Genomic DNA, 23,530 nt, shown 5'->3' with positions numbered 1-23,530 from the left:
ACTGATATATTGCCGGTGGTATGGAATAAATAAAATCAAATGAGCAGTTGACCTTATGTGGACTAAAGAACGAAAAATTCAGGAAGAAATGGAAATGGCTAGCGCAACTTCAGTTTTTGCACCGGGATTAAATATCAAAGGCAATGTAGAAGCAAGCAGTGATATCCGGATCGAAGGCGATGTCCTTGGGGATGTTACTACTGGAAAAAAGGTGATTGTGGGAATATCCGGAAAAATCATTGGCAATATCCGGGCTTCTGAAATTTGCGTGATGGGGGAGGTCAAGGGCGATATATTTGTAAATGAACTAGCCAGATTTACGGCCGAAGCCAGGATGAGAGGAAATGTTTATTCCGGAAAAATAGAAATTGAGTCGGGCGCTGATATGGAGGTGACGCTGTCTAAACCAAAGAAAAACAGTGAAAGCAAGGATTCCGAAACCAGCGATGCCGGACATAAAGGTCTCGAAAAAAGACATACAACTGCTCCCTCTGGCAAGGAAATGGTCAAGATAGATGACTAAAACCCAGATAAGCCCTGCTCGAGGTCTTCCAGCAAATCCCCGATATTTTCTATCCCTACTGACATCCGGATCAACTGTTCCGGTATTCCCGGGGTTACGCCCTGTACCCTGGATCGCCTTTCTATGAGACTCTCCACTCCCCCCAGGCTGGTAGCATTGGTGAAGTAGCGCAGTTTATCAATAAATTTGTCGGCATCATCGGCAGTACCTTTGATGACAAATGACAACATTCCGCCAAATCCCTGCATCTGGGAACTTGCTATACGGTGACCTTCGTGCTCTGTTAAACCCGGATAATATACTTTTTCGACGGACTGATGTCCGTTCAGGTATTCCGCAATTTTTGCTGCATTGGCTGCATGCGCCTGCATGCGATAGGGGAGCGTTTTGATGCTCCTGCACAGAAAATACGTATCAAATGGAGAAGGAACTGCTCCGCCTAATGCTTGGACATCCCTGATCTGTTGCCAGAAGCTATTTTGTTCTTTGGTGATCAAAATACCGCCTATGATATCACTGTGCCCACCAATATACTTGGTGTTGCTGTGCATCACCAGATCTGCTCCCAGACTGATCGGTTGCTGAAATACCGGGCTGGCAAAAGTGCTGTCACAGGCGACCATAATGCCGTTTTCTTTAGCCAGCCCGGATAAGGTCTGTATATCGGAAATTTTAAGTAAGGGATTGGAGGGCGTTTCTATCCAAAGCAAGCGGGTATTGGTCCGTATAGCAGCGGCTACAGACTCGGGTTTGGTGAGGTCTACAAAATCCACCGCTATTTTATGTTTAAACACGTTGAGCAATAATGTTTTCAGTCCATGGTACATGTCATCGGGAGCGATGATATGGGCGTCTGCCGGTAGTGCCTGAAATACGGCATTGGCAGCAGCGTTGCCAGAAGAAAAAGCTGCTGCATCGGCCCCGTTTTCCAAGGCAGACATGACATTTTCCAGAGATTTGCGATTGGGGTTGTCCAGGCGACTGTATACCATCGAATCCTCCTGATGTCCAAAGGTGCTGGATAGGGTGATGGGTTGTATGACAGGTTTTGTGGGGTCGCTGACCTGGTTGCCCCCGTGAACCGCTTTGGTTTCCAATTTCATAATGACAATAATTTGCTTGCTACAATCCTGCGAATGCAGGCAGAAAGACATTAGCGTAACATTACCCGCCTGAGCGGCTGCTCTAACATCGCTGCTTTATCAGGTATAGGTCTGGTTTGCTTCGTACGGCTGCCGTTCCTGCTCTCACTGGCGCGTACCCTGGATGAGGACAGTCCCCAGTTACTGGTAGTTTTACTTCATACCGGTCCTTTTTACCAGTCGGATCCATCCGGTTCTATGGGGATGGGGATTCCCGGGTACGGTCCATCAATGAAAAGTGCTACCTGATCCGGTCAACAGAGCGGATGAGCATTTCATCTTTCCTGATAAACCGATTGGCAAACAGGTTCATCACGAGGCCAAATGCTATGGCGTAAAACCCCAAAACGAAGACACCGCTTACGGCAGGATTGAAATCCATATTGGCCTGGTAGCTGGTGTATACCACCAGTCCGAGCGTTATCCCCATCAGCAGGGCGTTGATCATGTTTAACATGAGTTGTGTCTTCCTGTTTTTGAACTGAAACAAGCTGTAAATGGCCAGGCATGCAGCCAATATTGCCATGATCCCGATGTAAAAATTACTGGTTTGTGTAGCAATGTTTTCCTGTGGAAGATCTCTGATCGTGATGTACCAGGCGGTCATTTCCATGGTTTGGTTTTGCATGGCATTTACCTGCAGCCAGATAGGGGTACAAACGGCGGTAACCATCGCTACCGCTACCAGCAGAAGAAATATGGACTGGATCCTTTGAATCATATATTTTAAATCTTTTGACAAAGAAAACGGGTTATTTGAATTTTCGCAAGGAATACGGAAAATCCAACCTGATATAGGGCTATATTTTTAACTTTGCAGCTGACATGACAAACGCAAGGCGATATTTTATTGAGCTTGCCTATAATGGGAGCAATTATCATGGCTGGCAGGTGCAGGCAAACGCATCCTCAGTGCAGGAAAGTATCCAGGTGGCGCTATCCACCTTGTTTCGGACCGGGATTAGCATCATGGGGAGTGGCAGGACCGATACCGGAGTACACGCCCGGCAGCAATTTGCCCATTTTGATATCGGGGAAGAAGTGCATAAAGGGGAATTTTTAAAGCGTTTAAATGGTTTATTGGCAGGTGATATTGCAGTTTTTGACGTTTTGGCCGTTCGCAGCAATGCCCACGCCAGATTTGATGCATTATGGAGGAGGTATGAATACCACATATGCTTCAGAAAGGATCCATTTCAGGCCGGACGTGCCTGGCATTGCTATTATGATTTGGATCTCGCGGCCATGGAATCGGCTGCAGCGCTCTTATTGGGCAAACAGGACTTTGAATGTTTCAGTAAAACAAAGACCGGTGTTAAGGGTTTTGACTGTGAAATAAAAAGTGCCTTTTGGGAACAAACAAGCCATGGATTGATATTTCATATTAAGGCGAACAGGTTTTTGCGGGGCATGGTAAGGGCCATCGTGGGAACCTTGGTTCAAGTGGGCAGGAGACAAGTGGACATGGCACAATTTGCTGCCATTATCAAAAGTAAAGACCGGAGCAAAGCAGGAATAGCGGTTCCGGCACAGGGACTTTATTTGTCTGAAGTACATTATCCCCGACAAATTTTTATCTAAACCATAGCACATTGGGACTGGAGAAAGAAAATGTAAAAAGCGGAGACATCATTGATACCAGGGTGTTGAAAAAGCTATATCAGTTTGTCAACCCTTACAAGCAGCGTTTCTATCTTTTGGTACTGCTGACGCTGCTGTTGGCAGTATTGGCACCATCCAGACCCCTGTTGATTCAGATTGCTATTGATGATTATGTGGCGCTGGGGGACGCAGATGGATTGGTTACCATGATGTATTTTTTGGTAGGATTATTGGTTTTGCATGCTGTTGTCCAGTTTGGCCATACCTACCTTTCCGGCTGGATAGGCCAGGTGATCATCAGGGATATCAGGACCAGGCTATACAGGCACTTGTTAAAAATGCGCCTGAAATATTTTGACAATACTCCCATAGGGAGATTGGTGACCCGGAATATTTCCGATGTGGAAACGCTTTCAGATGTGTTCAGCCAGGGTCTGGCAGAGATTATCGGTGACTTGTTGCAATTGGTGTCTATCCTGGCGGTAATGTTTTATGTGGATTGGAAGCTTACCTTGGTGAGTTTGTGTACATTACCCTTGCTGATTATCTCTACTTACGTTTTTAAGGAAAAAGTGAAAGTATCTTTCAATGATGTAAGAAACGCCGTTTCCAATCTGAATTCTTTTTTACAGGAGCACATTACCGGAATGAATATCATTCAGGTATTCAACAGGGAAGACCGGGAGTACGAAAAATTCAAGGCGATCAATAAGGAGCACCGGCAGGCCCATTTGAAATCGGTGATGTATTATTCCATTTACTATCCTGTAGCAGAGATCATACAGGCCATAGGTATCGGACTGGTGGTTTGGTATGGGGCTACGGGGGTATTTGATATGCAGCTTAAAGTGGGCGTCTTGATTTCCTTTATCATGTACCTCCAGTTGTTTTTTCGCCCCATTCGCATGATTGCCGATCGCTTCAATACCCTGCAAATGGGAGTGGTGAGTTCATCCCGGATTTTTGCTATTCTGGAGAATAACGGACAGATCCCTAATGAAGGCAGCCATATGCCGGAGAAACTTAAGGGAGATATTGCTTTTGAGAAGGTTTGGTTTGCCTATGAGAAGGAAGATTGGGTGTTGAAAGATATCAGTTTTGAGGTTCAACATGGGGAAACTGTCGCCCTGGTAGGCGCTACAGGAGCGGGTAAATCATCCACAATAAACCTGATCAGCCGTTTTTATGATACCAATAAGGGACAAATTAAAATAGATGGCAAACCCGTTGATTCATTTGAGCTGTCTACGCTGAGAAAACATGTGGGTGTGGTTTTACAGGATGTATTTCTGTTTTCAGATACAATTTTTCAGAACATCACCCTGGGTAATCCCGATATTTCGCGGGAACAGGTAATGCATGCGGCAGACCTGGTGGGGGCCAGGAAATTTATAGAACGCCTGCCCGGAGGGCTGGATTACGATGTGAAAGAGCGGGGTGGTACCCTTTCCGTAGGACAAAGACAACTCATTTCATTCGTACGGGCCATGGTGTACGACCCGGAGATCATCATATTGGACGAGGCTACTTCATCTGTGGATACCGAAACTGAGGAACTCATACAGGCAGCAATCGAAAAAATGATGCAGGGAAGGACCGCCATCATCATTGCCCACCGGCTTTCTACTATACAAAAGGCAGAAAAAATAATTGTATTGCACAAAGGAGAAATTGTTGAGGAAGGTACACACGAAACCCTGCTTAAGCGGGATGGGTATTATGCACAGCTACATCAAATGCAACTCAAAACCATGGTCATTGGCTGATTTTTTTTCCGGTTTCTGGTGGGTTTTAAAAAGTTTCGCACCCTATTGTAACATCAGCCAGGTAAGCCTCGTTGGAAGTTCAGTTAGCATTTAGAAATCGTATTGTTATCATTTATGAAACAGTTTTTTTTCATGATCCTGATGCTCTTCGCATGGGATGGTTATGGACAGAATTACCAGGCAGGCCTGAGGTTAGGGGACCCCTATGGTATCTCGGCGAAAACAGATTTAAATGAGAATTATGCGGCAGAAGTAATTATCGGCAGAGGAAGTCCGAATAGCAGCCAGTACTACCGGAGAACCTTCGATCAAAATAAGCCATTTAGTTCTGCCATATACGATGGTCAGCAGGTTTCCGGTGCCTTGTCCTTACAAGCCAGGCTTGCTTATCAGGAATCAATTAACAATGAGTTTGGAATTACAGAAGGCAATTTAAAAGGATATGCCGGGCTGGGGGTACAATTGAGGAATGTGGCTGTTAGCTACTTTTACCACACCCCAAATCCGGAGGAGCAATCCTCGGGTCGTGTTGCAGAGCGGTCTGATATAGATTTAGGTCCGGAGGGTTTTTTTGGAGCGGCGTATTTGTTTGCAGATTTTCCCGTGGAGGCTTTCGCTGAAATGGGGCTTCTCATGGAATTGATGAATCGATTGGGACATTTGAAAGTTCAGGGTGCAGTCGGTGCACGATATAGATTTTGAGTAGGATGAAGCGGATTACAATTATTGCGCTGCTGGTAGTTTCTGTACTAGGTCTCATTGGCGTTTATGCCTACCTGGGAGGCTTTAACCGGGTAAGGATGGAACTGGTGCAATGTAAAGATTTCGTTCTCGTAGGGCGGGAGTTTATCGGGACGCCACAGGATGAGGCATTGGGCCTGGCCTTTCGTGACGTGGAATCCAGTTTTGCTAAAAGCCCCCTATACACCATTTATTATTCTGAGCCGGCGGGTAAGCGGGATACCCTACATGTGTTTGTTGGGAAAGAAGTGAGAAAGGAGTTACTAAACGTACCTGAAGGTTGGGTAAAAAAGCCTGTCGGATGCCATCAGGCGATCAGGGCCTCTATGGACATGCACCAATTGGTCATGCCGGCAGCTGAGAATGTGAAACAAATGATCGCTGAGTTTGCGCAAAAGGAACAGGTAAATCCAAAGGGAATTTATATAGACAAAATTATTTCCAGAAATAAGGTGGAAGTCTGGGTGCCGGTAGCCGATTAACCGGAGGTTTATAGTTTCGCCCAAAACGGCTTTCGGCATTTTTAAAAAATCTTTGAGGAATTCTTTTGGCACTTAGGGGCATAGATTTTTCCCCGTAGTCAAGAGCTGGTATGATTTTGGTGACGAGGAATTTGAATTAAAACAGTATTATTATGAAAGATAAACATCCGGCGATCCCATCGAAAATGATTTTATTCTTTGTAGCTGCCTTGTTGTTTTGGCGATGTGAAGGCCCTCCGGGACCAGCGGGTCCTCCTGGTTCAGACGGTTTAGACGGCGTCAACATCGTAGGGGAAGTATTTGAAATTGTTGCCGATTTTGTTCCTGAAAGTGATTTTCGCATCAGAGGTGAATATGGGTTTGATATTCTGGAGTCAGACAAAGTGCTGATCTACAGGTTGGACGCTACCGACAGTGAAGGAGTCGATATCTGGCGACTTATTCCTCAGGTAGTATTTCACGAGGAAGGGATTTTCGTGTATGATTATGATTTTACCTATTTTGACTACACCATCTTTTTGAATGGGGAAGCAGATTTTAACAATCTGGAGCCGGCATTGACCGATGAGCAGATTTTTCGCGTTTTGATCTTACCGGCTGACAGGATAGATGTAAGGATGGATTATACAGACCATGAGGCTGTTTTAGATATGCTTGATATAAAAGAAGCCGATATTCAACGCATAAAGTTGAATGAATAAAACCTAAGCGGATCAACAATACCTGCGAAAAACAGTTTACCTTATGGGTAGGCTGTTTTTTTTGTTTGTTGTTGGATATGCAAAAAATACGCTCTATCTTTCAAATAAAGCATTATATCATACAGGTAAACCAAGATTTATGAAAAAGATTTTATACCTAATTGCATTCGTAACTGTGCTGGCAATACCAGCTTGCGAAGGACCTGAAGGTCCTCAAGGTCCTCCCGGCCTGGACGGTGTTGATGGCGAGGATGGAGAAGATGGGCTGGAAGTGTTGAATTTGGTGTTTGAGGGAGTGGTAACTTTCTCCGAGGAAAACGATTTTGGAATTGGTTCACAATTCGAAATCGGACAAGGGGACAATTTGTTGGTCTTCCTTGAATGGGCTCAGGCAGAGGGGGCACCAGTCTGGAGGCAATTGCCTCAGAATGTGTTTTTCGATGAGGGCGCTATCCTTACCTATAACTACCAATACACAACTACTTTTTTCAATGTATTTATGCAGGCAAACTTCAACCTGGCGGAACTGGAACCTGAATGGACTGATGATCAAAGGATCAGAATCGTCTTGTTGCCCGGCTTCTTTGTGGAAGAAAACCAACGAATCGATTTCAGTGATTTTGATGCAGTCATGGAGCTGATCGGTAAGGAGGAGAAAGATATCGTAAAGATCGATCTTCAGTGAGTAGTCGCTGATTGAAGGGATCACTTTTAAGTGCTTTTTCAGAAATGAGTAGGCACTTTTTTCATTTAAGTGTGTTATTCCTTTTTGAATTATCTTGGACTATATTTGCGTCATGCAATTAAAAAATGACATTCTTTTACGGGTTATCAGGGGCGAAAAGGTAGAGCGAACTCCAGTATGGTTGATGAGGCAGGCAGGTAGAATACTACCGGAATACAGGGCGGTACGCAATAGTGTAAGTGGCTTTGTTGAGCTGGCCAAGACTCCGGAGCTTGCTGCCGAGGTCACGATCCAGCCGGTTGATTTGTTGGGAGTCGATGCCGCCATCATTTTTTCTGATATTTTAGTCGTTCCGGAGGCCATGGGCCTTCCTTATCAGATGGTGGAAAAAAGGGGGCCTTGGTTTCCAGAAACGATCAAGGATGCAGCAGGCATTAAAAAACTGAGAGTAGCTGATCCGAAATCAGAGCTCCACTACGTATTGGAGGCTATCAAGATTACCAAAAAAGGACTCAATGGGCGGGTGCCATTGATTGGTTTTGCCGGTGCACCCTGGACTATTTTTGCCTACATGGTAGAAGGGGCAGGGAGTAAAACTTTTTCCAGGGCCAGAGCCATGTTGTATCAAAATCCTGAATTGGCGCATCGTCTCCTCGATATGATTGCCAAAACCACTATTAAGTATCTAAAGGCTCAGGTGGAAGCAGGTGCTAATGTGATACAGGTATTCGACAGTTGGGCGGGTATATTGCCACCTCATCATTACAGTGAGTTTTCGCTTGGCTATATCAGGAAAATCTGCGAGGCAGTGACTGAAGTGCCGGTAACCGTTTTTGCGAAAGGAGCCTATTTTGCCATGGATGAGATACTTGCGTTGCCCTGTGATACGATAGGCTTGGACTGGAATATGAGTCCGGGAGAAGTCTGTAAGCAAACAGCTGGGAAAAAGGCGCTTCAGGGTAATCTGGACCCAGCAGTGCTGTACGCTTCTGATGAGGTATTGGTTTCCGAAACCCATCAAATGTTGAGCGCATTTAACGGATGCCGGCATATTGCCAATCTTGGACATGGTGTATACCCCGATACTGACCCAGACAAAGTAAGACTTTTCATAGAGACGGTTAAGGCATACCGATAACACAGCATGACGCGCTCCTCGTAATTGAATAGAAACAACGCAAATGATAGATTTCTCCCGCAGTACAGTGTGCATCCTCATCATGCGTGCTATCTGATTTTTTGATCTGTTTACAATTTGATTTTTAATGTCCAGGTGTCTGCCTGGCCGGCAGACAGGTAAACTTTGACGATTAAAATAATCATCGCCTGCGTGTGTTTACTGATGATATTAATCATGTCGATTTCATGTGTTTGCATGGTATATTTTGATTCCGATAATTTGGTATTATCAGAATTGCTAAATATATTTGTTTTAATGTATTTTAAATACAGTAAAACGATGTATAGCTTTATCTGAGGTATCCACTTTTGACGATGGAAAAGTTTTTACGTAGAGCAAAAGAGCCAGATATTTTTTCGGCAAAGCTGAGTGGATACATCACCCCGGATGGAGCCGTTTACCTGACAGATCCTCAGAAATTGCTGATTAAGCGTTTTTTCGATCTCACCATTTCCGTTTTCTTGATTTTATTTGTAATGTCATGGGTTGTTCCACTGATTGCATTGATGATACGCATAGATTCCAGAGGACCGATTCTTTACAGACAGTTGAGACATGGAAAGGGCAATAAAGCCTTCTGGTGCTACAAATTCAGGACAATGAAGGCCAATACCGAGTCGGATTTGCTGCAGGCTTCAAAAAATGATCAACGGGTAACCCGGGTAGGCAGATTCCTGAGAAAGTCTAGCCTTGATGAGATCCCTCAGGTCATCAATGTGCTTATCGGGGAGATGTCGCTGATCGGTCCCAGGCCGCATGCGGTTCCGATGAACCATGTTTTTTCAAATGAGATCAACAATTATATGTTTCGGCATGTTGTGAAGCCGGGCATTACTGGTCTTGCTCAGTCCAGGGGGTATAGAGGAGAAATAATCGACCATTTTGACATTTACGGGAGAGTGAAACTGGATCATTTTTACATCAGGAAATGGTGTTTGTTTCTAGATCTTAAAATAGTTTTCTGGACCCTGAGCACCATACTTTTTAAAAACGGGAAGGCTTACTGAGATATGAGATAAGTGTGTATGCCTGATCGTACTTTAATGTCAGGGTTTCACTTCCGTATATAGAAAAAAAAATGCGGACGGAGAAATTGCAGGGCTGGGAAAGGCTACCCGTTAATTTCTGGGTAATATTGTTCCCTTTCTTCAGATCGATTCTGTAAGTGTCCAGCTTCCTGTATTAACGCATGTCCATGCCAATTCCTTTTATCGTAAAGCGGCTCTTTCGGTGCTATAAAAATCAAAATGCATAAATAAAGATCGAGGAAGTAGCCGGTCACTGCCAGGACCAGTGGAGATACTGTTTCGGATCAAAAATTTCTCCGGAATACTTTCCAGATTTGGTTTATAAACTAAGTTTTAAAAGCATAAAAAAGGTTTTTGAATACAAAAAAACGATTTTTATTAAAAAATATCCATCCGTTTGCTTGTGTAAACTTCAAAGTAATTATATATTTGTAAAAATGTATTTCAGATATATAAAAATGTTTTTTAAACAAGTAGTTTGGTTTTGAAGTTGAATGTAAAGATTGTTAGCGATGGAAGATGTTTTAGTAGGTCAAAAATTTGGCCGTTCCCTAAAGAGGGAAAATTTTGTTAAACAGCAGCAGCAAGGTAAAATTATCAATTTGTATGGTCAAAATGATAATTTAAGGAAAAGGATAATGAAGAGGACTTTTGATCTGATTATTTCTTTTTTTACGGTAGTTTTTCTTGTCTCCTGGTTATTTCCTGTGATAGCATTACTGATAAAACTGGATTCCAGAGGCGCGGTTTTTTTCAGGCAACTGCGCCATGGAAGGGGAAATGTGAAGTTTTATTGCTACAAATTCCGTACGATGGTGAAAAACAATGAAGCTGACACCCGGCAAGCCACCCAGAATGATGCAAGAATAACGAGGGTAGGAAAGTTATTGAGGAAAACAAGCCTGGATGAGTTGCCTCAGATCTTCAATGTGATTCTTGGAAACATGTCAATTGTTGGTCCCAGGCCCCACGCAGTGCCGATGAATCTTGAATTTGCGAGGGAAATCGAGAATTTCATGCAAAGGCATCAGGTGAAACCGGGGATTACCGGACTGGCCCAATGCAAAGGCTACAGGGGGGAGATTTCTTCTTTCCGGGAACTATATTCTCGCTTCAGATTGGATTATTTTTATGTAAGGAAATGGTGTCTTGTTTTTGATATTAAGATTGTCATTGAAACAGCAATTTCACTTATGTCCAGAAATGAAAAGGCGTATTGAAATTTTCTCTGACGCTAAGAGAAACTGGTTTTCTCTGAAAAATCAGGCATGAAAAAGGGATAGCTATTCCGGCAGCTTCCCTTTTTCCCATAGAAGTAATTGTAATTGGTTCAATGTTTGCTGTGCTTGGTCAGGTGTTTTCCGCATCGGTGTCGAAAACGTGTCTTAACGCAAACAGGCCCTTGTTTTGGTGTGCACCGCAGGGTCCACCGGATTAGATTGAGCCTTACCAATTCTTCAAAATCAACAGTTTAATTAAAATTATTCAGCAAAGTTCTTATTGTTCTGATAATTAAGTAATTTGCGGTCCCAAATATGGTTTAATGTTTTAGAAATTATTGTTTAGCTTTTTCGCCGGCGGAATTGCGGTGAGTAAAAATGGATGTAACAGTCTCGATATTTTATGAAAAAAATTACTTTATTAAACAGCTTGGTTTGCATTATTTTGTTTTTTGGCCTGTTTGGTTGCGCAAAGAGGAACCTGGTATATTTCAGTGACATTGAATCCGGAGCAGATTTTTCTACTGAGATCACGGATTTTCCAGAGCCCAAAATTCAAAAAGGTGATTTGTTGAAAATAACCGTCAGTAGCCTCAGCGCCGAATCTAATCTTTTGTTTAATGCGGGAGTAATGTCTTCTACAGATGATGGAAGAATGATGAATGCAGCGGTGCCGATCAATGAGGGATATCTGGTGGACAAAAACGGATTGATCAATTTTCCTGTACTGGGTACGATAGAATTAGAAGGATTGACCAAAGAGGAGGCTATTGAGAAAATGGCACGCAGATTGGAGGAGTACGTGAAAGATCCCATTGTTAATCTTCAGTACCTCAATTTCAAGATTACTGTCATTGGAGAAGTTTCGAACCCGAATACTTTCACCCTGGAGACCGACCGGATATCAATTTTGGAGGCACTAGGTCTGGCAGGTGATATGACAGAATACGGTAAACGTGAAAATGTGCTGATCATAAGGGACGAAGATGGTGTGAGAAGAGCTGTGAGATTGAATCTCAACGACAAGTCAATATTGAACTCTCCTTACTTTATGTTGCATCAAAATGATGTTATATACGTAGAACCTGATAAGATCAAAGCAGTTCAGGCAAGTACTAACCAACGTACCTTCGCAGTATTGGGGTTATTGGTTTCAGTTGGCGTTTCGCTTTTGTTTAATCTACGCTTCTACTTAGAATAAGAATACTATGAAAATGTCGGACATGTTGATGGATGATTTTCAGCCAAAGGAGGTTGAGAATACGGATTATAAGTACCTGATCATGAAGTATCTCAAATTTTGGTACTTGTACGTTTTGGGCGTTGCTTTTTGCGTTGGTTTGGCGTTTTTCTATTTCCAGTATGCAACGCCTGAATACCCGATTGGCGCCACCATATTGATCAATGGCAACAAAGGTTCTGATTTTTCACAAAATGCGGTTTATTCCGAGCTGGAAACCTACCAATCTGTCAAGCAGGTCGAAAATGAAGCGGAAGTATTGAAGTCAGTGAGTTTGATGCAACACGCCATTCAGAAGCTGGACTTGAACGTCTCCTACTATGTGAAAGACAATTATTTCAGAGACAAGGAAATCTTTGGTAATCAGGTGCCGATTGAAGTGAATATAGCGAGGTATGATTCGGCTGCATTTTTCGACAAAGACATGTTGACCAAATTCAAGGTACACGTTTTGAACGAGGGAACCTTCCAACTGGAAAACGAAGAGGAGAAGAGGTCAACTCATGAGTTTGGAGAAATGCTCGCTTTCCCATTTGGTGAGGTGGCCATCGAACGCGTACAGGAGATGGAATACCCGAGTACCGTGATCATTAATTTCAATAATCCCTACGCCCTGCCAGGCCGATACAGTGGTAAGTTGGACGTGATGATTGTCAACAAATTGGCCAGTGTGGTTCGCCTTAGCTTCACAGACCCGGTTCCACAGAAGGGTGTTTTGGTTTTAAATAACCTCATTGAAGCGTATAATAAAGAGGCCGTCCTAAATAAAAACCAAACGGCAAGAAACACCATAGATTTCATCAATGAGCAGCTCGATTCCGTCACGACTGATTTAAGGGAAATAGAATCGCTTGTCGAACAATATAAGAAAGAGAATAAGATCACAGAACTGAGCTCCAATGCGCAGCAGTATGCGTCCAGCTTCAATCAGGGGAAAGAGCAACTGGCAGAATATTCGATTCAGTTGGACGTATTGACTTCTATCGAGGACTACCTTGCAGATCAGGGCGGAGGGTATCAGGCCGTGCCTAGTTCCTTGAATATTGAGGACCAAACGTTGATGAACTATATCAGTCAATTCAACGAATTGCAGCGTGAGAGAGAGCGCATGCTGCGTACTGCGCAACCTGGAAGCCCTCTGATCATTGAAAAGGATCAGCAATTGGGTACGATTAGGAGAAATATTTTAGAAAATATAAAAAACATTAAGTCCAGCATCGAAATTGCCAGGAACAACTTGTTGGCCAGGACTACTGAAGTAGAGATTCAGACCGGAAAAGTTCCTGAAATTGAAAGAAGGTTGCTGGAAATAAACCGCCAACAGGCTATAAAACAGGAACACTATCAATATCTGGTAAAAAAGCGTGAGGAGGCTGCCATGTCGCTTGCAGCGACTACCGTGAGTAATTCCCGGATCATAGATCCGGCAATGGCGGGCAGTAAACCGACAAAGCCGCACAAAATGCTGATATTGGGATTTGCAGTTTTTCTGGGATTTGGGGGACCTCTAGGATTGGTATTTGCCTATTACCAACTCAATACTAAAATTAAAGTCAAAAAGGATGTGACCTCCAAAACCAATATATCGATTATTGGAGAAATATCTCACCACGATAAGAAAGTGCCAATTGCGATCTCCAAAGGGGTAAGAACGCCTGTTGCAGAACAATTCAGGTTGATCAGAACCAACCTACAGTTTGCTCTGCCGAATAAGGATAAAAAGGTGGTATTGGTTACCTCGAGTACCAGTGGAGAAGGAAAAACTTTCTTTTCGCTCAATCTGGGGGTAAGCATGAGCCTTGCTGATAAAAAGGTAGTCATACTTGAATTTGATCTGCGTAAACCGCTACTGCTGGAGTATCTGGGAATGTCAGGAGAAATTGGGATTTCTGATTATTTACAAAACGATTCCCTTACTATTTCAGATTTAATAGTAAAAAACGATAAGCTTCCGCAAAACCTCGATATTATTGGCTGTGGCGCACTACCGGATGATCCCTCAGAATTGATGCTACTTCCTAAAGTAGGATATTTTATAGACAGGTTACAGGAAGTATACGATGTTATCATCATTGATTCTGCACCTGTAGGTCAGGTGGCAGACGCATTTTCCCTTTCAAAATTTTCAGATATCACTACTTACATCATGAGGTACAATTATACCACCTCGGAGATGATTGATTTTATCAATGAAAACAAGAAGGAAAAGAAGCTTAGAAATCCTGTCATTGTACTTAATGATGCCAAAGCCAAGTTAAGCTACGGCTACGATTATTATCAGAAAGGCGATATCAGAAAGAAAAAGAAGACGGTGTATAAAAAAATGGCCAAAAAAATATAGTGGATTTTTATTTTATTTAGAGGGAAGGTTTTTTGTATGAAGGATCAATTTGCATCGCTTTATTTGTATATCAATAAAACGATCAATAAAGGGCACAAAAGGAGTGTAAAAGCAAAAAAAAATATCCTGGCTTCTTTTTTGATCAAGGGAGGAAGCATTGCGATCAGCTTGATTTTGGTACCCCTTACAATCAATTACGTTAACCCTACCAGCTACGGTATTTGGCTCACGCTAAGTTCCATGGTGGGCTGGTTTGGTTTTTTCGATATAGGTTTTGGCCACGGCCTGCGGAATAAGCTCGCTGAGAGCATCGCCAAAGAGGAATTTTTGCTGGCAAAAAAATATGTAAGTACCACCTATGCAATTCTTAGCCTGATAATTGGCGCTGTTTTGTTAATCTTTGTTGGGATTAACCCTTTTTTAAATTGGTCCAGTATACTAAATACCACAGCAGAGCTTGAAGGTGAATTGAGCACTGTTGCACTTATTGTGTTCACTTTCTTTTGCATGCAGTTTGTGCTAAAGCTAATGACTACCGTATTGACCGCAAACCAGGAACCTGCGAAAGCCTCATTTTTCAATTTTCTTGGCAGTTTGTTTTCGTTGTTGGTAATTTTCATCCTTACCAAGACAACGGAGGGTAATTTGATCTACCTTGGTGCTGCATTGAGCTTTACTCCGGTGCTTGTGTTGATCTGTTCGAGTATTTGGTTTTATACCCAGGAGTACAAGCGTTATGCTCCTTCGTTTCGCCAGGTAGATTTCAGCCTGGCGAGGGACCTGATGTCTCTGGGAGCAAAGTTTTTTATCATTCAGATCGGAGCATTGGTCCTTTTTAGTACAAACAATGTGATCATCACCCAGTTATTTGGTCCCGAAGAAGTAACTCCGTTTAATATTGCCTTTAAATTATTTTCAATCGTTACCATGGGATTTGGTATCGTGGTGACTCCTATGTGGAGTGCGTTTACGGATGCTTATGTAAGGGAAGAGTACGATTGGATCAAAAATAGTCTGGCTAAAATGAGAAAAATTTGGTTCATGGCAATGCTGATGTCCGTAGGCATCTTATTAGCATCTCCGTTTTTGTATCAAATATGGGTTGGAGATTCTGTAGATGTCCCTTTTCCATTATCTGTAGCGATGTGCCTTTACGTCATCGTGGCCATTTGGCAGACCATGCACGTTTTCTTTTTGAACGGTATTGGCAAGATTAAACTTCAATTGTATTTGGTAATGATCACTGCCCTGCTGAATATACCGCTGGCGATATTACTGGGTAAATGGTTTGGTCTGGTAGGTATTACCATGACAAGTACGCTTATATTTGCTCTGATGGGTGTTGTGTTTTCCATACAAACCCATAAAATATTGAATAAAACTGCCAAAAATATTTGGAACGAATGAACCCGATCAAACCCATACTGAATTTCTTTACTAACCTGTATTTACTGATTAAAGCTTCAGCAAAAAATGAGAAGGTTCATTGGGAAATCCTGGGAAGCAATTTGATTAATTGTGATATACACCCCAAGGCCAGGGTCTTTAAATACCATGTGCTCAGCAATACCAAGGTAGATCTTGGATCCTACATTTCTTTGAATGCCAGAATTTACAATACGACGATTGGCAAGTTCTGTTCGATTGGTCCGAATTTGGTGGCAGGTTGGGGATTACATCCCATCAATGGAATCTCCACCTCTCCGGTTTTTTATTCGACGAGCTGCCAGGTAGGTTTTACCTATTGCAGAGAGACAAAAGTGAAAGAACTGATACCCATTACTATTGGGAACGATGTTTTCATTGGTGCCAATGTGACCATCCTCGATGGGGTTACCATAGGAGACGGAGCTGTGATCGGGGCAGGTGCGGTAGTTAGTAAAGATATACCTCCCTACGCTGTAGCTGTAGGTTGTCCGATCAAAATTGTTAAATATCGGTTTGACGAAAAAACCATTCAGGGATTATTGGCATCGAAATGGTGGGAAAAAGATGAGGCTACACTAAAGAATGTCGAAGAGATGTTTTTTGACGTCGAAAAATTTCTTACCAGAGTAGCAGAAAGTACTGAAAACAAGGTTAAATAGTGAATCCATCCAGTCAAATATTACTATACAGAAAATTCACATCTTATCTGGACCAAAGAATGGTGATTTTTTGGTCATGTTTCGCAGTATATGGTATTTGTTCTGCCTTTACGGCTACCTATTCCACAGGTATGATAAAGGTAATACAGGTGATTCAGGCCGTTGCCATTCTGGGAATCATTTATGTAGTTTCTTCCACGGCCCAGTTCTCAGTGAAAAACAATTTTTTGAGGATTACGCTGGTCTTATATGTTATGTATTCTATTTTTATCTTGTTTCATGGTTATGAATATACTTACGAATTTACCAAAAGACTCTTTTTTTCCAGCTTCATCAAGTACTTCTTTCCACTAATCCTTTTAATACCAAAGAATTTAAAATTTTATTCCAGGATATTTGATGTGATTATCATTTATTCGGTAGCTTTCATATTTTTGAATATTATTTTTGCGGATCTTGTGTTTGTCCATTATGAGAAGAATATTAACCAAAAATTTGCCTTCGAAGGATTTTTTAAGAATTTGGGAATAACTGTTGCGTTTTTACTATTTACCTACAAATACCATAGTAAAAACCGAATTTTGCTCGCATTGTTAGTATTGCTGATGATTATCGGTACCTCAACCTTTAAGGCCAGACGAGCGATTATGGTACTTTCCACATTTCATCTGCTTATTTTTATGGTGATTTTTTATTTGAAATCCAACTATAAGCTTGTTATGAGTGGAATACTGGCATTGTTTATCGGAGTGCTGGCCGTTTACGGACCGAAGTTTTACAAGGAGAATAAATATACCTATTTCGGAGAATTAAATGAACGGGGAACCGAAGATACCAGAACAGGGGTAGAGATAGCCATGGCCAGAGATTTTGAGCCGGTAGATTGGGTGATAGGAAGGGGAATCAATGGCAAATATTGGTGTCCTAACATTGACCTGAATGACACGTCCGGGTATAGGGTTATGATTGAGACGGATTATTTGAATATCATATTGAAGGGGGGAGTCATTTATCTGGGATTGATACTGATAATGGCTATTCCGGCGGCCTTTAAAGCTTTCTTTTTTTCAAATAATCTGTTATCCAAAGCAGCGGGAATCTGGATAGTTCTCTGGATTTTATCTCTATATCCGCTTAATGTTTTTAATACTGATTTGAATCACATGCTCTTGTGGGTTTGCGTCGGTATAGGCTTTTCCAAAGACTTGAGGAATATGTCTGATGAAACCATAAAAGAAAGCTTTTCGGGATAGGCCACTGTTTTTTTATTAACTAAAAATATTGAGTTAGAAAGTAATAATGAAGGATTTTCCAAAAGTGTTGATATTGAACCAGCCTTTTAACAATGTATCGGGCGGTGGGATTACCCTTTCAAACCTGTTTAAAGGCTGGGCTAAGGAAAAGCTGGCGGTGGTGTGTTTGGGGAATCTGTTGAACGAACATACCCAGTTGGAACCCTGTGATAGGTATTATCAACTAGGCTGGAAAGAACACGTTTGGAAATTTCCATTAAATCTGTTAAAAAGAAAATATCCTTCTGGACCCATCACTATTAATAAAAGAAAAAAGAAGGTAAAGCTGATAAAAAAATCACCTCTTAGAGAAATGCTGTTAAAGGAACATGTCAATCCTTTTTTAAAGAAATTGGGTGTATTGAACTGGGCTTCAAGCCTGCAGCTTTCGCCAGAACTTTGCAGATGGCTGGATACTTTTGAACCGGATGTGATCTACGCTCAGGCACAAAGGAGGGAAGCGGTGGTTTTTTGTAGATTGGTGCAGCAATATTTAAAGAAACCTATGGTATTTCACATGATGGATGATTGGCTGGAGGTGGTGCGTGGCGAAGGTATTCTGGGAGACTATTGGCACAACAAAATCGAAGGAGAGTTTAAAGAAATGCTCAATGTATGTTCCAGGCATTTTAGCATCAGCGAACCCATGGCCCGGGAATATGAGAAAAGGTATGGCCATCCTTTTAAAACTTTTCACAACCCTATCGATCTCACATTTTGGAGCAAGAGCCAGAGGCAGAGCCAGGCATTTGGAGCCAAAATCCAGATTCTTTATGCAGGTCGGATGGGTTTGGGTATACAAAGTTCCCTGGAATTAATGGCAAGGTGCCTGGAAGAAATAAGGCGCGAAAGAAGATTGCCGATTGAACTTGTTTTGCAGGTGGGCAAAAAGCCAGCCTGGTCGGATAAATACCCCGGTATCAGGCATAGGGGATTTGTTCCCTATGAGGAGTTGCCAGACCGCTTTGCCGAAGCTGATATATTGTTTCTGCCGTATGATTTTACCCCATCAGCTACTGCGTTTATCAAATATTCTATGCCAACCAAAGCTTCAGAATATATGATCTCCGGTACCCCTGTACTTGTTTTCGCACCTGCAGATACCGCTCTGGTCAGCTATGCGCGTGAGCACAAATGGGCAAAGGTGGTCACATCAGACCAGGTGCAGGCCTTGAAGGCCGCATTACTGGAGCTCATCGACAAAGAAAGTTTACGTAAAGAACTGGCAGCAACCGCCATTCAGCTAGCGGGTGATAAACACGATGCTGCGAAAGTAAGAGAGGCGTTCAGAGATGAAATTATTAAATTGATACCTTTAGAAAAGAAAGCAGCAAGAAAAGTGTGACGATGGCAGCGATTTTTTTATATCCCAAAATTGATAAGATGATTGGTTCACCCAATCCTTATATTCTTAATTTTCAAGATGCCCTGGCGAAAAATCACTCGGTAGTCAATGCCCAATCTCCTAATCGGGGTGTGCTAGGTTTCTTTTTATTTTTTTTCAAGACGGAACTATTTGTATTGAACTGGCCGGAGACAATACCAGAAAAGAAGTTTGGAATAATTCAACAATGGTTGTTTCAATTATTTCTTTGGTTAAGGAGAATTTTTGGAAAGAAAATTGTATGGGTATTGCACAATAAAGGATCCCATCATAAAGGAGATAATTCAAAAACCCGTCAAATGTTTGATGCCTTGATGTGGCATGCCGATTATATCCTCACCCATGCAAATGCCGGAAGAGAATTTGTCCGAACGGTCTATCCCGAACATATTTCCAAGGTTCATGTTGTTCCTCATCCGGTTAGTGGGCTTTTGGGCTTTGGGAATGATCAAACAAGGGAAAAAAGCTATGATTTATTGATTTGGGGTAGTGTATTCAGATACAAAGGCATCGATAAATTCCTGAAATTTTGTAATTCCAGCCCTGAGATGAAAAATGTAAGGATATTGATACTGGGGCGGTGTAAAGACCAGGACTACAAACGGGATATTATGTCTATATTGCCTGATAGTGCGGAATTTAAAGACGAGCTATTGAGTTTGGAGGACATTGCTGCTTACACCATGCAGTCCCGGTTCACCCTGTTTACCTATGATTCAAAAACGGTAATAAGCTCGGGATCACTGATAGATGCGATCCGGATGGGTGCAGTGGTTATAGGGCCCGATCATGGCGCTTTCAGTGATTTGAAAGGTTATGCTTTCATGCACACTTTCAGGGACTTCGATGATATTGGTCAGATTATGAAGGATTTCAAAGAAAATGATCAAATGCTCGAAAGCGATAGGTCCAGGTTTATGCGAGAGAACACCTGGGAAAAATTTGTAGAGAAATTAGAAAGAATCACAGCAATAAAGTAATATATAATTTATTCTTTTAAGGTAATGAAGCAAGTAATACAAAATTTTAAGACAGGACAATTGTATGTCGATGAAGTGCCCGTTCCGGCGATTTCCGAAGGAATGGTGCTGGTGGAAAATGATTATTCTCTGATCAGTGCCGGTACAGAAAGGAGCACTGTGAAAGTAGCGCAGGCGAATTTATTGGGGAAGGCTAAACAAAGACCTGATCTCGTATCTCAGGTAATTCAAAATATTCAGAAAGAGGGATTGTCTGCAACCATAAGTAAGGTACGGACCAAACTGGATTCGTTGAAGGCATTGGGATACAGCACCTCTGGAAAAGTGATCGCATCAATGGACAGCAAGGGTTTGTTCAAGCCAGGAGATAGGGTAGCCTGCGCCGGAGCAGATTATGCATCCCATTCCGAGATTATCTCAGTACCACAAAATTTGGTCACTAAGATTCCTGATGGGGTAGATTCAGATGAGGCAGCTTTTACCACTCTTGGAGCCATAGCGCTGCAGGGAGTCAGGCAGGCAGATCCGAGGTTGGGAGAGAAAGTATGCGTGATCGGCCTCGGCCTTCTAGGCCAATTGACTGTTCAACTGCTTAAAGCGAATGGCTGCGGCGTATTCGGAATTGACATGTCAGACAAATTGGTGGCACTATCAAAGGAATCCGGTGCCAATCAGGCGCTTAACCGAAACGATTCCAATTTGATCAGTGCCTGCGAAAACTTCACCAATGGAAGAGGGTTTGACGCTGTTATCATCACCGCTGCTACCCCAAACAACGATCCCATCGTTTTATCTACCGAAATTGCCAGGAAGAAAGGTAAAATAATTGTAGTGGGAGCCGTCAAGATGGATATCCCCAGAGAGCCATATTTTTATAAGAATGAGCTGGAATTAAAGATCTCCTGCTCCTATGGGCCGGGGAGATATGATGTCGATTATGAGGAACTTGGCAATGACTACCCCTATGCTTACGTGCGCTGGACAGAGCAGCGCAATATGGAGGCATTTTTAGACCTTATCGCTGCAAAAGCCATCAACATCAAACCGCTCATTACACACGTTTTCGATATTGCTGAGGCAGAGAAGGCCTACGATATCGTGATGGGAAAAGTAAATGAACCACATATAGGTATTTTATTGAAATATGAAGCACACGCAAATAAGCTCCAATCCAGGACCGAGGTAAATCAGGAGCCTCTTAAGGAGATAAATGCCGGTTTTATCGGAGCGGGTAGCTTTGCTCAGAGTTATTTGATTCCAAATGTAAAATCCTGGGGAGGATCATTAGATGGTGTGGTCACCTCAAAGGGAATCACTGCAAAAAGTGTATTGGATAAATTTAAATTTAATTTCTGCTCGTCTGATGGGAATGATGTTCTCAATAAACAGGAAATCAATACCGTTTTTATCGCCACGCCGCACGTATCTCATGCTGCCTACGTAATCAGTAGTCTGAAAGCGGGTAAGAATGTTTTTGTTGAGAAGCCGCTAGCCATGAATTTGGAGCAGCTCAAAGAGGTAATTCATGCGCAAAAGGCCTTCGACAAGCCTGTAATGGTTGGTTTCAACCGACGATTCGCCCCGGTCGCCGTAGAGATTAAAAAGGAATTGGAAAATACAGGTGAACCCGTGGTGGTTAACATTCGGGTGAATGCAGGTTTTATACCAAAGGATCATTGGTCACAGATACCAGAAATAGGCGGTGGTCGAATAGTTGGCGAGGTATGCCATTTTATTGACTTGATGCAATACTTTACCGGAGCGAAACCAGTAAGGGTATTTGCGGAGTCTATCAACACTTCCAACGAACAGATTACCTCTGCAGATAACCTGGCTGTGAATATTAAGTTTAGTGATGGATCTGTGGGCAACCTTTCCTACCTGGCCAATGGAGATAAATCTTTGCCTAAAGAGAACATAGAAGTTTTTTCCGGAGGTAAAGTAGGGATTATCCATGATTTCAGAAGCGGCAGTATATATAAGGATAATAAACAGCTTAAACTAAAATCATTTGGAAAAGGGCATAAAGAGGAGGTGCACCGGTTTTTGGATCAGGTAAAATCAGGCCAGGGGAGTCCCATTTCATTTGAATCTATCTGTCTGACTACGTTGACCACCTTTAAGATTCTCGATAGCCTTTCCACCGGGCTCCCTCAGAAAGTAGATATAGAGGAGGCTTATTCCTAGTGTTTTGGCAGGTCAATGGCCTATAATGTAATATTTACGAGGTGAAAGATGATAGACAGGATAGTAAAGTACATTAAATACTGGACTCCGGTAGAAATGAAAAATTTTTACAGGAAAGTGAAAAGAAGGTATGAGCGACAGGTAAAATTATCAGGTGAAGATCGGCTTCCACTAAGTCTTGCGTCCTTTGAAAAAATACTTAGGGAAAACTTGAATATTGTAGAGGGAGATACCCTAATCATTCATTCCAGCTTTGGCAATATGAATGCAGATTTTTCTCCTGAAGAGGCCATTACACTCTTGAAAACAATAGTTGGGGAATCGGGTAATCTGCTAATGCCGTTTTATCCCACAGGGCATGCTTATTACTGGATTCAGGAAGGGGGGGTTTTTGATGTGTACACGTCCCGATCATTCATGGGGATTTTGACCCAAAAATTCAAAGAATCAAACGGAGTTAAGCTCAGCCCACATCCAGCGAAGGCCCTATCTGCATGGGGTAAGGATAGGGATTGGTTAATTGGTGAACATCACATGTCACGGTACCCTTATGATAAATACAGCCCTTACTTCAAAACCAAAAGCCTTCCCAACAGCAAAACGGTAGGCTTGGGAGTTGAAATCAATTCTTTTTTTCATGCTTGCGAGGATTTATTTTTGCAAGAGAAATCAGAAATATATTCTGAGCAGTTATTTGAAGGTAAAATGAATTATTACGGAGAAATGCAGACAGTACGTACTTATTTGCATCAGCCTGAAAAAGTCAATTCAATTATCTCTCCTTGCAATTTCCTTAAGCAGACTGATTGCCCAGATTACCGATTGGTGCTGGTAAAGGGAGTACCCTATTATTCCGTCAGAAACGAGTCAGTATACCTGCATGCCAAAAAATTATTGGAACAAGGGATTTCCAGGACGACTTTTTCAAAAAAATCAACCAATTGATATC

Annotated in this window: 22 protein-coding genes; 19 read left to right on the top strand and 3 right to left on the bottom strand. The window is 42.3% G+C overall.

All coding sequences use genetic code 11. The features are described 5' to 3' along the window. Positions 1-55 precede the first annotated feature (55 nt). The gene (locus tag BUB19_RS10885; protein ID WP_073094555.1) at positions 56-523 is read left to right on the top strand and encodes a bactofilin family protein; all 468 of its coding nucleotides are present in this window, start codon (positions 56-58) and stop codon (positions 521-523) included. Here the strand turns inward: BUB19_RS10885 and BUB19_RS10880 are convergent. Both BUB19_RS10880 and BUB19_RS10875 read right to left on the bottom strand, forming a co-directional pair. Further along, complete coding sequence (locus BUB19_RS10880) at positions 520-1,626, bottom strand: trans-sulfuration enzyme family protein (protein ID WP_073094554.1); 1,107 nt, start codon at positions 1,624-1,626, stop codon at positions 520-522. The two genes, BUB19_RS10885 and BUB19_RS10880, sit on opposite strands and share 4 nt — an antisense overlap. 280 nt (positions 1,627-1,906) lie before the next feature. Beyond that, the gene (locus BUB19_RS10875; protein ID WP_073094553.1) at positions 1,907-2,386 is read right to left on the bottom strand and encodes a DUF4293 domain-containing protein; all 480 of its coding nucleotides are present in this window, start codon (positions 2,384-2,386) and stop codon (positions 1,907-1,909) included. Positions 2,387-2,490: 104 nt separating this feature from the next. On the opposite strand from BUB19_RS10875, the gene truA reads away from it, so the two are divergent. The 7 genes from truA to hemE all read left to right on the top strand — a co-directional run bounded on the left by truA (position 2,491) and on the right by hemE (position 8,780). After that, the gene (truA, locus tag BUB19_RS10870; protein WP_073094552.1) at positions 2,491-3,246 is read left to right on the top strand and encodes a tRNA pseudouridine(38-40) synthase TruA; all 756 of its coding nucleotides are present in this window, start codon (positions 2,491-2,493) and stop codon (positions 3,244-3,246) included. An 11-nt stretch (positions 3,247-3,257) separates the two neighbouring features. Next, a complete protein-coding gene (locus BUB19_RS10865) occupies positions 3,258-5,033 on the top strand; it encodes an ABC transporter ATP-binding protein (protein ID WP_073094551.1) in 1,776 nt (591 codons plus the stop codon). A 114-nt stretch (positions 5,034-5,147) separates the two neighbouring features. After that, positions 5,148-5,735, top strand: coding sequence for a hypothetical protein (locus BUB19_RS10860; protein ID WP_073094550.1), 588 nt, complete (start codon positions 5,148-5,150; stop codon positions 5,733-5,735). Between the two features lie 5 nt (positions 5,736-5,740). Then, entirely contained in the window at positions 5,741-6,256 is a 516-nt protein-coding gene (locus BUB19_RS10855; protein WP_073094549.1) for a hypothetical protein, read from the top strand. A gap of 152 nt (positions 6,257-6,408) precedes the next feature. Beyond that, positions 6,409-6,957, top strand: a complete 549-nt coding sequence (locus tag BUB19_RS10850; RefSeq protein ID WP_073094548.1) for a hypothetical protein — start codon at positions 6,409-6,411, stop codon at positions 6,955-6,957. A gap of 139 nt (positions 6,958-7,096) precedes the next feature. After that, positions 7,097-7,642, top strand: a complete 546-nt coding sequence (locus tag BUB19_RS24160; protein ID WP_073094661.1) for a hypothetical protein — start codon at positions 7,097-7,099, stop codon at positions 7,640-7,642. A 112-nt stretch (positions 7,643-7,754) separates the two neighbouring features. Next, positions 7,755-8,780 (top strand): uroporphyrinogen decarboxylase, encoded by a 1,026-nt coding sequence (gene hemE / locus BUB19_RS10840; protein ID WP_073094547.1) that lies wholly within the window; start codon positions 7,755-7,757, stop codon positions 8,778-8,780. A 110-nt stretch (positions 8,781-8,890) separates the two neighbouring features. Here hemE and BUB19_RS24660 read toward each other — a convergent pair whose 3' ends face one another. Next, positions 8,891-9,019, bottom strand: coding sequence for a hypothetical protein (locus BUB19_RS24660; protein ID WP_262485837.1), 129 nt, complete (start codon positions 9,017-9,019; stop codon positions 8,891-8,893). Positions 9,020-9,136: 117 nt separating this feature from the next. On the opposite strand from BUB19_RS24660, the gene BUB19_RS10835 reads away from it, so the two are divergent. The 11 genes from BUB19_RS10835 to BUB19_RS10785 all read left to right on the top strand — a co-directional run bounded on the left by BUB19_RS10835 (position 9,137) and on the right by BUB19_RS10785 (position 23,526). Next, a complete protein-coding gene (locus BUB19_RS10835; protein ID WP_073094546.1) occupies positions 9,137-9,829 on the top strand; it encodes a sugar transferase in 693 nt (230 codons plus the stop codon). Between the two features lie 659 nt (positions 9,830-10,488). After that, the gene (locus BUB19_RS10830; RefSeq protein WP_245802827.1) at positions 10,489-11,070 is read left to right on the top strand and encodes a sugar transferase; all 582 of its coding nucleotides are present in this window, start codon (positions 10,489-10,491) and stop codon (positions 11,068-11,070) included. Positions 11,071-11,473: 403 nt separating this feature from the next. Beyond that, positions 11,474-12,271, top strand: a complete 798-nt coding sequence (locus BUB19_RS10825; protein ID WP_073094544.1) for a polysaccharide biosynthesis/export family protein — start codon at positions 11,474-11,476, stop codon at positions 12,269-12,271. A gap of 7 nt (positions 12,272-12,278) precedes the next feature. Further along, entirely contained in the window at positions 12,279-14,651 is a 2,373-nt protein-coding gene (locus BUB19_RS10820) for a GumC family protein (RefSeq protein WP_084097181.1), read from the top strand. Positions 14,652-14,687: 36 nt separating this feature from the next. Further along, positions 14,688-16,058, top strand: coding sequence for a lipopolysaccharide biosynthesis protein (locus tag BUB19_RS10815; RefSeq protein WP_073094543.1), 1,371 nt, complete (start codon positions 14,688-14,690; stop codon positions 16,056-16,058). Continuing rightward, positions 16,055-16,738, top strand: coding sequence for a CatB-related O-acetyltransferase (locus tag BUB19_RS10810; protein ID WP_073094542.1), 684 nt, complete (start codon positions 16,055-16,057; stop codon positions 16,736-16,738). Before BUB19_RS10815 ends, BUB19_RS10810 begins: the two co-directional genes overlap by 4 nt. Before the next feature lie 719 nt (positions 16,739-17,457). Continuing rightward, on the top strand, positions 17,458-17,991 hold the full coding sequence (locus tag BUB19_RS23965; RefSeq protein WP_143156004.1) for a hypothetical protein: 534 nt from the start codon (positions 17,458-17,460) through the stop codon (positions 17,989-17,991). Between the two features lie 46 nt (positions 17,992-18,037). Next, on the top strand, positions 18,038-19,375 hold the full coding sequence (locus tag BUB19_RS10800; RefSeq protein ID WP_073094540.1) for a glycosyltransferase: 1,338 nt from the start codon (positions 18,038-18,040) through the stop codon (positions 19,373-19,375). 338 nt (positions 19,376-19,713) lie between these two features. After that, complete coding sequence (locus BUB19_RS10795) at positions 19,714-20,394, top strand: glycosyltransferase family protein (protein WP_143156003.1); 681 nt, start codon at positions 19,714-19,716, stop codon at positions 20,392-20,394. Between the two features lie 24 nt (positions 20,395-20,418). Beyond that, the gene (locus BUB19_RS10790; protein ID WP_073094538.1) at positions 20,419-22,581 is read left to right on the top strand and encodes a bi-domain-containing oxidoreductase; all 2,163 of its coding nucleotides are present in this window, start codon (positions 20,419-20,421) and stop codon (positions 22,579-22,581) included. Positions 22,582-22,629: 48 nt separating this feature from the next. After that, the gene (locus BUB19_RS10785) at positions 22,630-23,526 is read left to right on the top strand and encodes an AAC(3) family N-acetyltransferase (RefSeq protein ID WP_073094537.1); all 897 of its coding nucleotides are present in this window, start codon (positions 22,630-22,632) and stop codon (positions 23,524-23,526) included. The last annotated feature ends 4 nt before the right edge of the window (positions 23,527-23,530 follow it).

This window comes from Cyclobacterium lianum, assembly GCF_900143075.1.
In the GTDB taxonomy this organism is placed as follows: Bacteria; Bacteroidota; Bacteroidia; order Cytophagales; family Cyclobacteriaceae; genus Cyclobacterium; species Cyclobacterium lianum.
Note: the sequence above shows the minus strand (reverse complement) of the source record. Positions and strands in the feature narration are given on the sequence as shown.

Bases quoted from the DNA above. Each gene is read 5' to 3' on its own strand.
- BUB19_RS10885 (WP_073094555.1), top strand. From the start codon at position 56: ATGTGGACTAAAGAACGAAAAATTCAGGAAGAAATGGAAATGGCTAGC.
- BUB19_RS10880 (WP_073094554.1), bottom strand. From the start codon at position 1,626: ATGAAATTGGAAACCAAAGCGGTTCACGGGGGCAACCAGGTCAGCGAC.
- BUB19_RS10875 (WP_073094553.1), bottom strand. From the start codon at position 2,386: ATGATTCAAAGGATCCAGTCCATATTTCTTCTGCTGGTAGCGGTAGCG.
- truA (WP_073094552.1), top strand. From the start codon at position 2,491: ATGACAAACGCAAGGCGATATTTTATTGAGCTTGCCTATAATGGGAGC.
- BUB19_RS10860 (WP_073094550.1), top strand. From the start codon at position 5,148: ATGAAACAGTTTTTTTTCATGATCCTGATGCTCTTCGCATGGGATGGT.
- BUB19_RS10855 (WP_073094549.1), top strand. From the start codon at position 5,741: ATGAAGCGGATTACAATTATTGCGCTGCTGGTAGTTTCTGTACTAGGT.
- BUB19_RS10850 (WP_073094548.1), top strand. From the start codon at position 6,409: ATGAAAGATAAACATCCGGCGATCCCATCGAAAATGATTTTATTCTTT.
- BUB19_RS24160 (WP_073094661.1), top strand. From the start codon at position 7,097: ATGAAAAAGATTTTATACCTAATTGCATTCGTAACTGTGCTGGCAATA.
- hemE (WP_073094547.1), top strand. From the start codon at position 7,755: ATGCAATTAAAAAATGACATTCTTTTACGGGTTATCAGGGGCGAAAAG.
- BUB19_RS24660 (WP_262485837.1), bottom strand. From the start codon at position 9,019: ATGCAAACACATGAAATCGACATGATTAATATCATCAGTAAACACACG.
- BUB19_RS10835 (WP_073094546.1), top strand. From the start codon at position 9,137: ATGGAAAAGTTTTTACGTAGAGCAAAAGAGCCAGATATTTTTTCGGCA.
- BUB19_RS10830 (WP_245802827.1), top strand. From the start codon at position 10,489: ATGAAGAGGACTTTTGATCTGATTATTTCTTTTTTTACGGTAGTTTTT.
- BUB19_RS10825 (WP_073094544.1), top strand. From the start codon at position 11,474: ATGAAAAAAATTACTTTATTAAACAGCTTGGTTTGCATTATTTTGTTT.
- BUB19_RS10820 (WP_084097181.1), top strand. From the start codon at position 12,279: ATGAAAATGTCGGACATGTTGATGGATGATTTTCAGCCAAAGGAGGTT.
- BUB19_RS10815 (WP_073094543.1), top strand. From the start codon at position 14,688: ATGAAGGATCAATTTGCATCGCTTTATTTGTATATCAATAAAACGATC.
- BUB19_RS10810 (WP_073094542.1), top strand. From the start codon at position 16,055: ATGAACCCGATCAAACCCATACTGAATTTCTTTACTAACCTGTATTTA.
- BUB19_RS23965 (WP_143156004.1), top strand. From the start codon at position 17,458: ATGAGTGGAATACTGGCATTGTTTATCGGAGTGCTGGCCGTTTACGGA.
- BUB19_RS10800 (WP_073094540.1), top strand. From the start codon at position 18,038: ATGAAGGATTTTCCAAAAGTGTTGATATTGAACCAGCCTTTTAACAAT.
- BUB19_RS10795 (WP_143156003.1), top strand. From the start codon at position 19,714: ATGTTTGATGCCTTGATGTGGCATGCCGATTATATCCTCACCCATGCA.
- BUB19_RS10790 (WP_073094538.1), top strand. From the start codon at position 20,419: ATGAAGCAAGTAATACAAAATTTTAAGACAGGACAATTGTATGTCGAT.
- BUB19_RS10785 (WP_073094537.1), top strand. From the start codon at position 22,630: ATGATAGACAGGATAGTAAAGTACATTAAATACTGGACTCCGGTAGAA.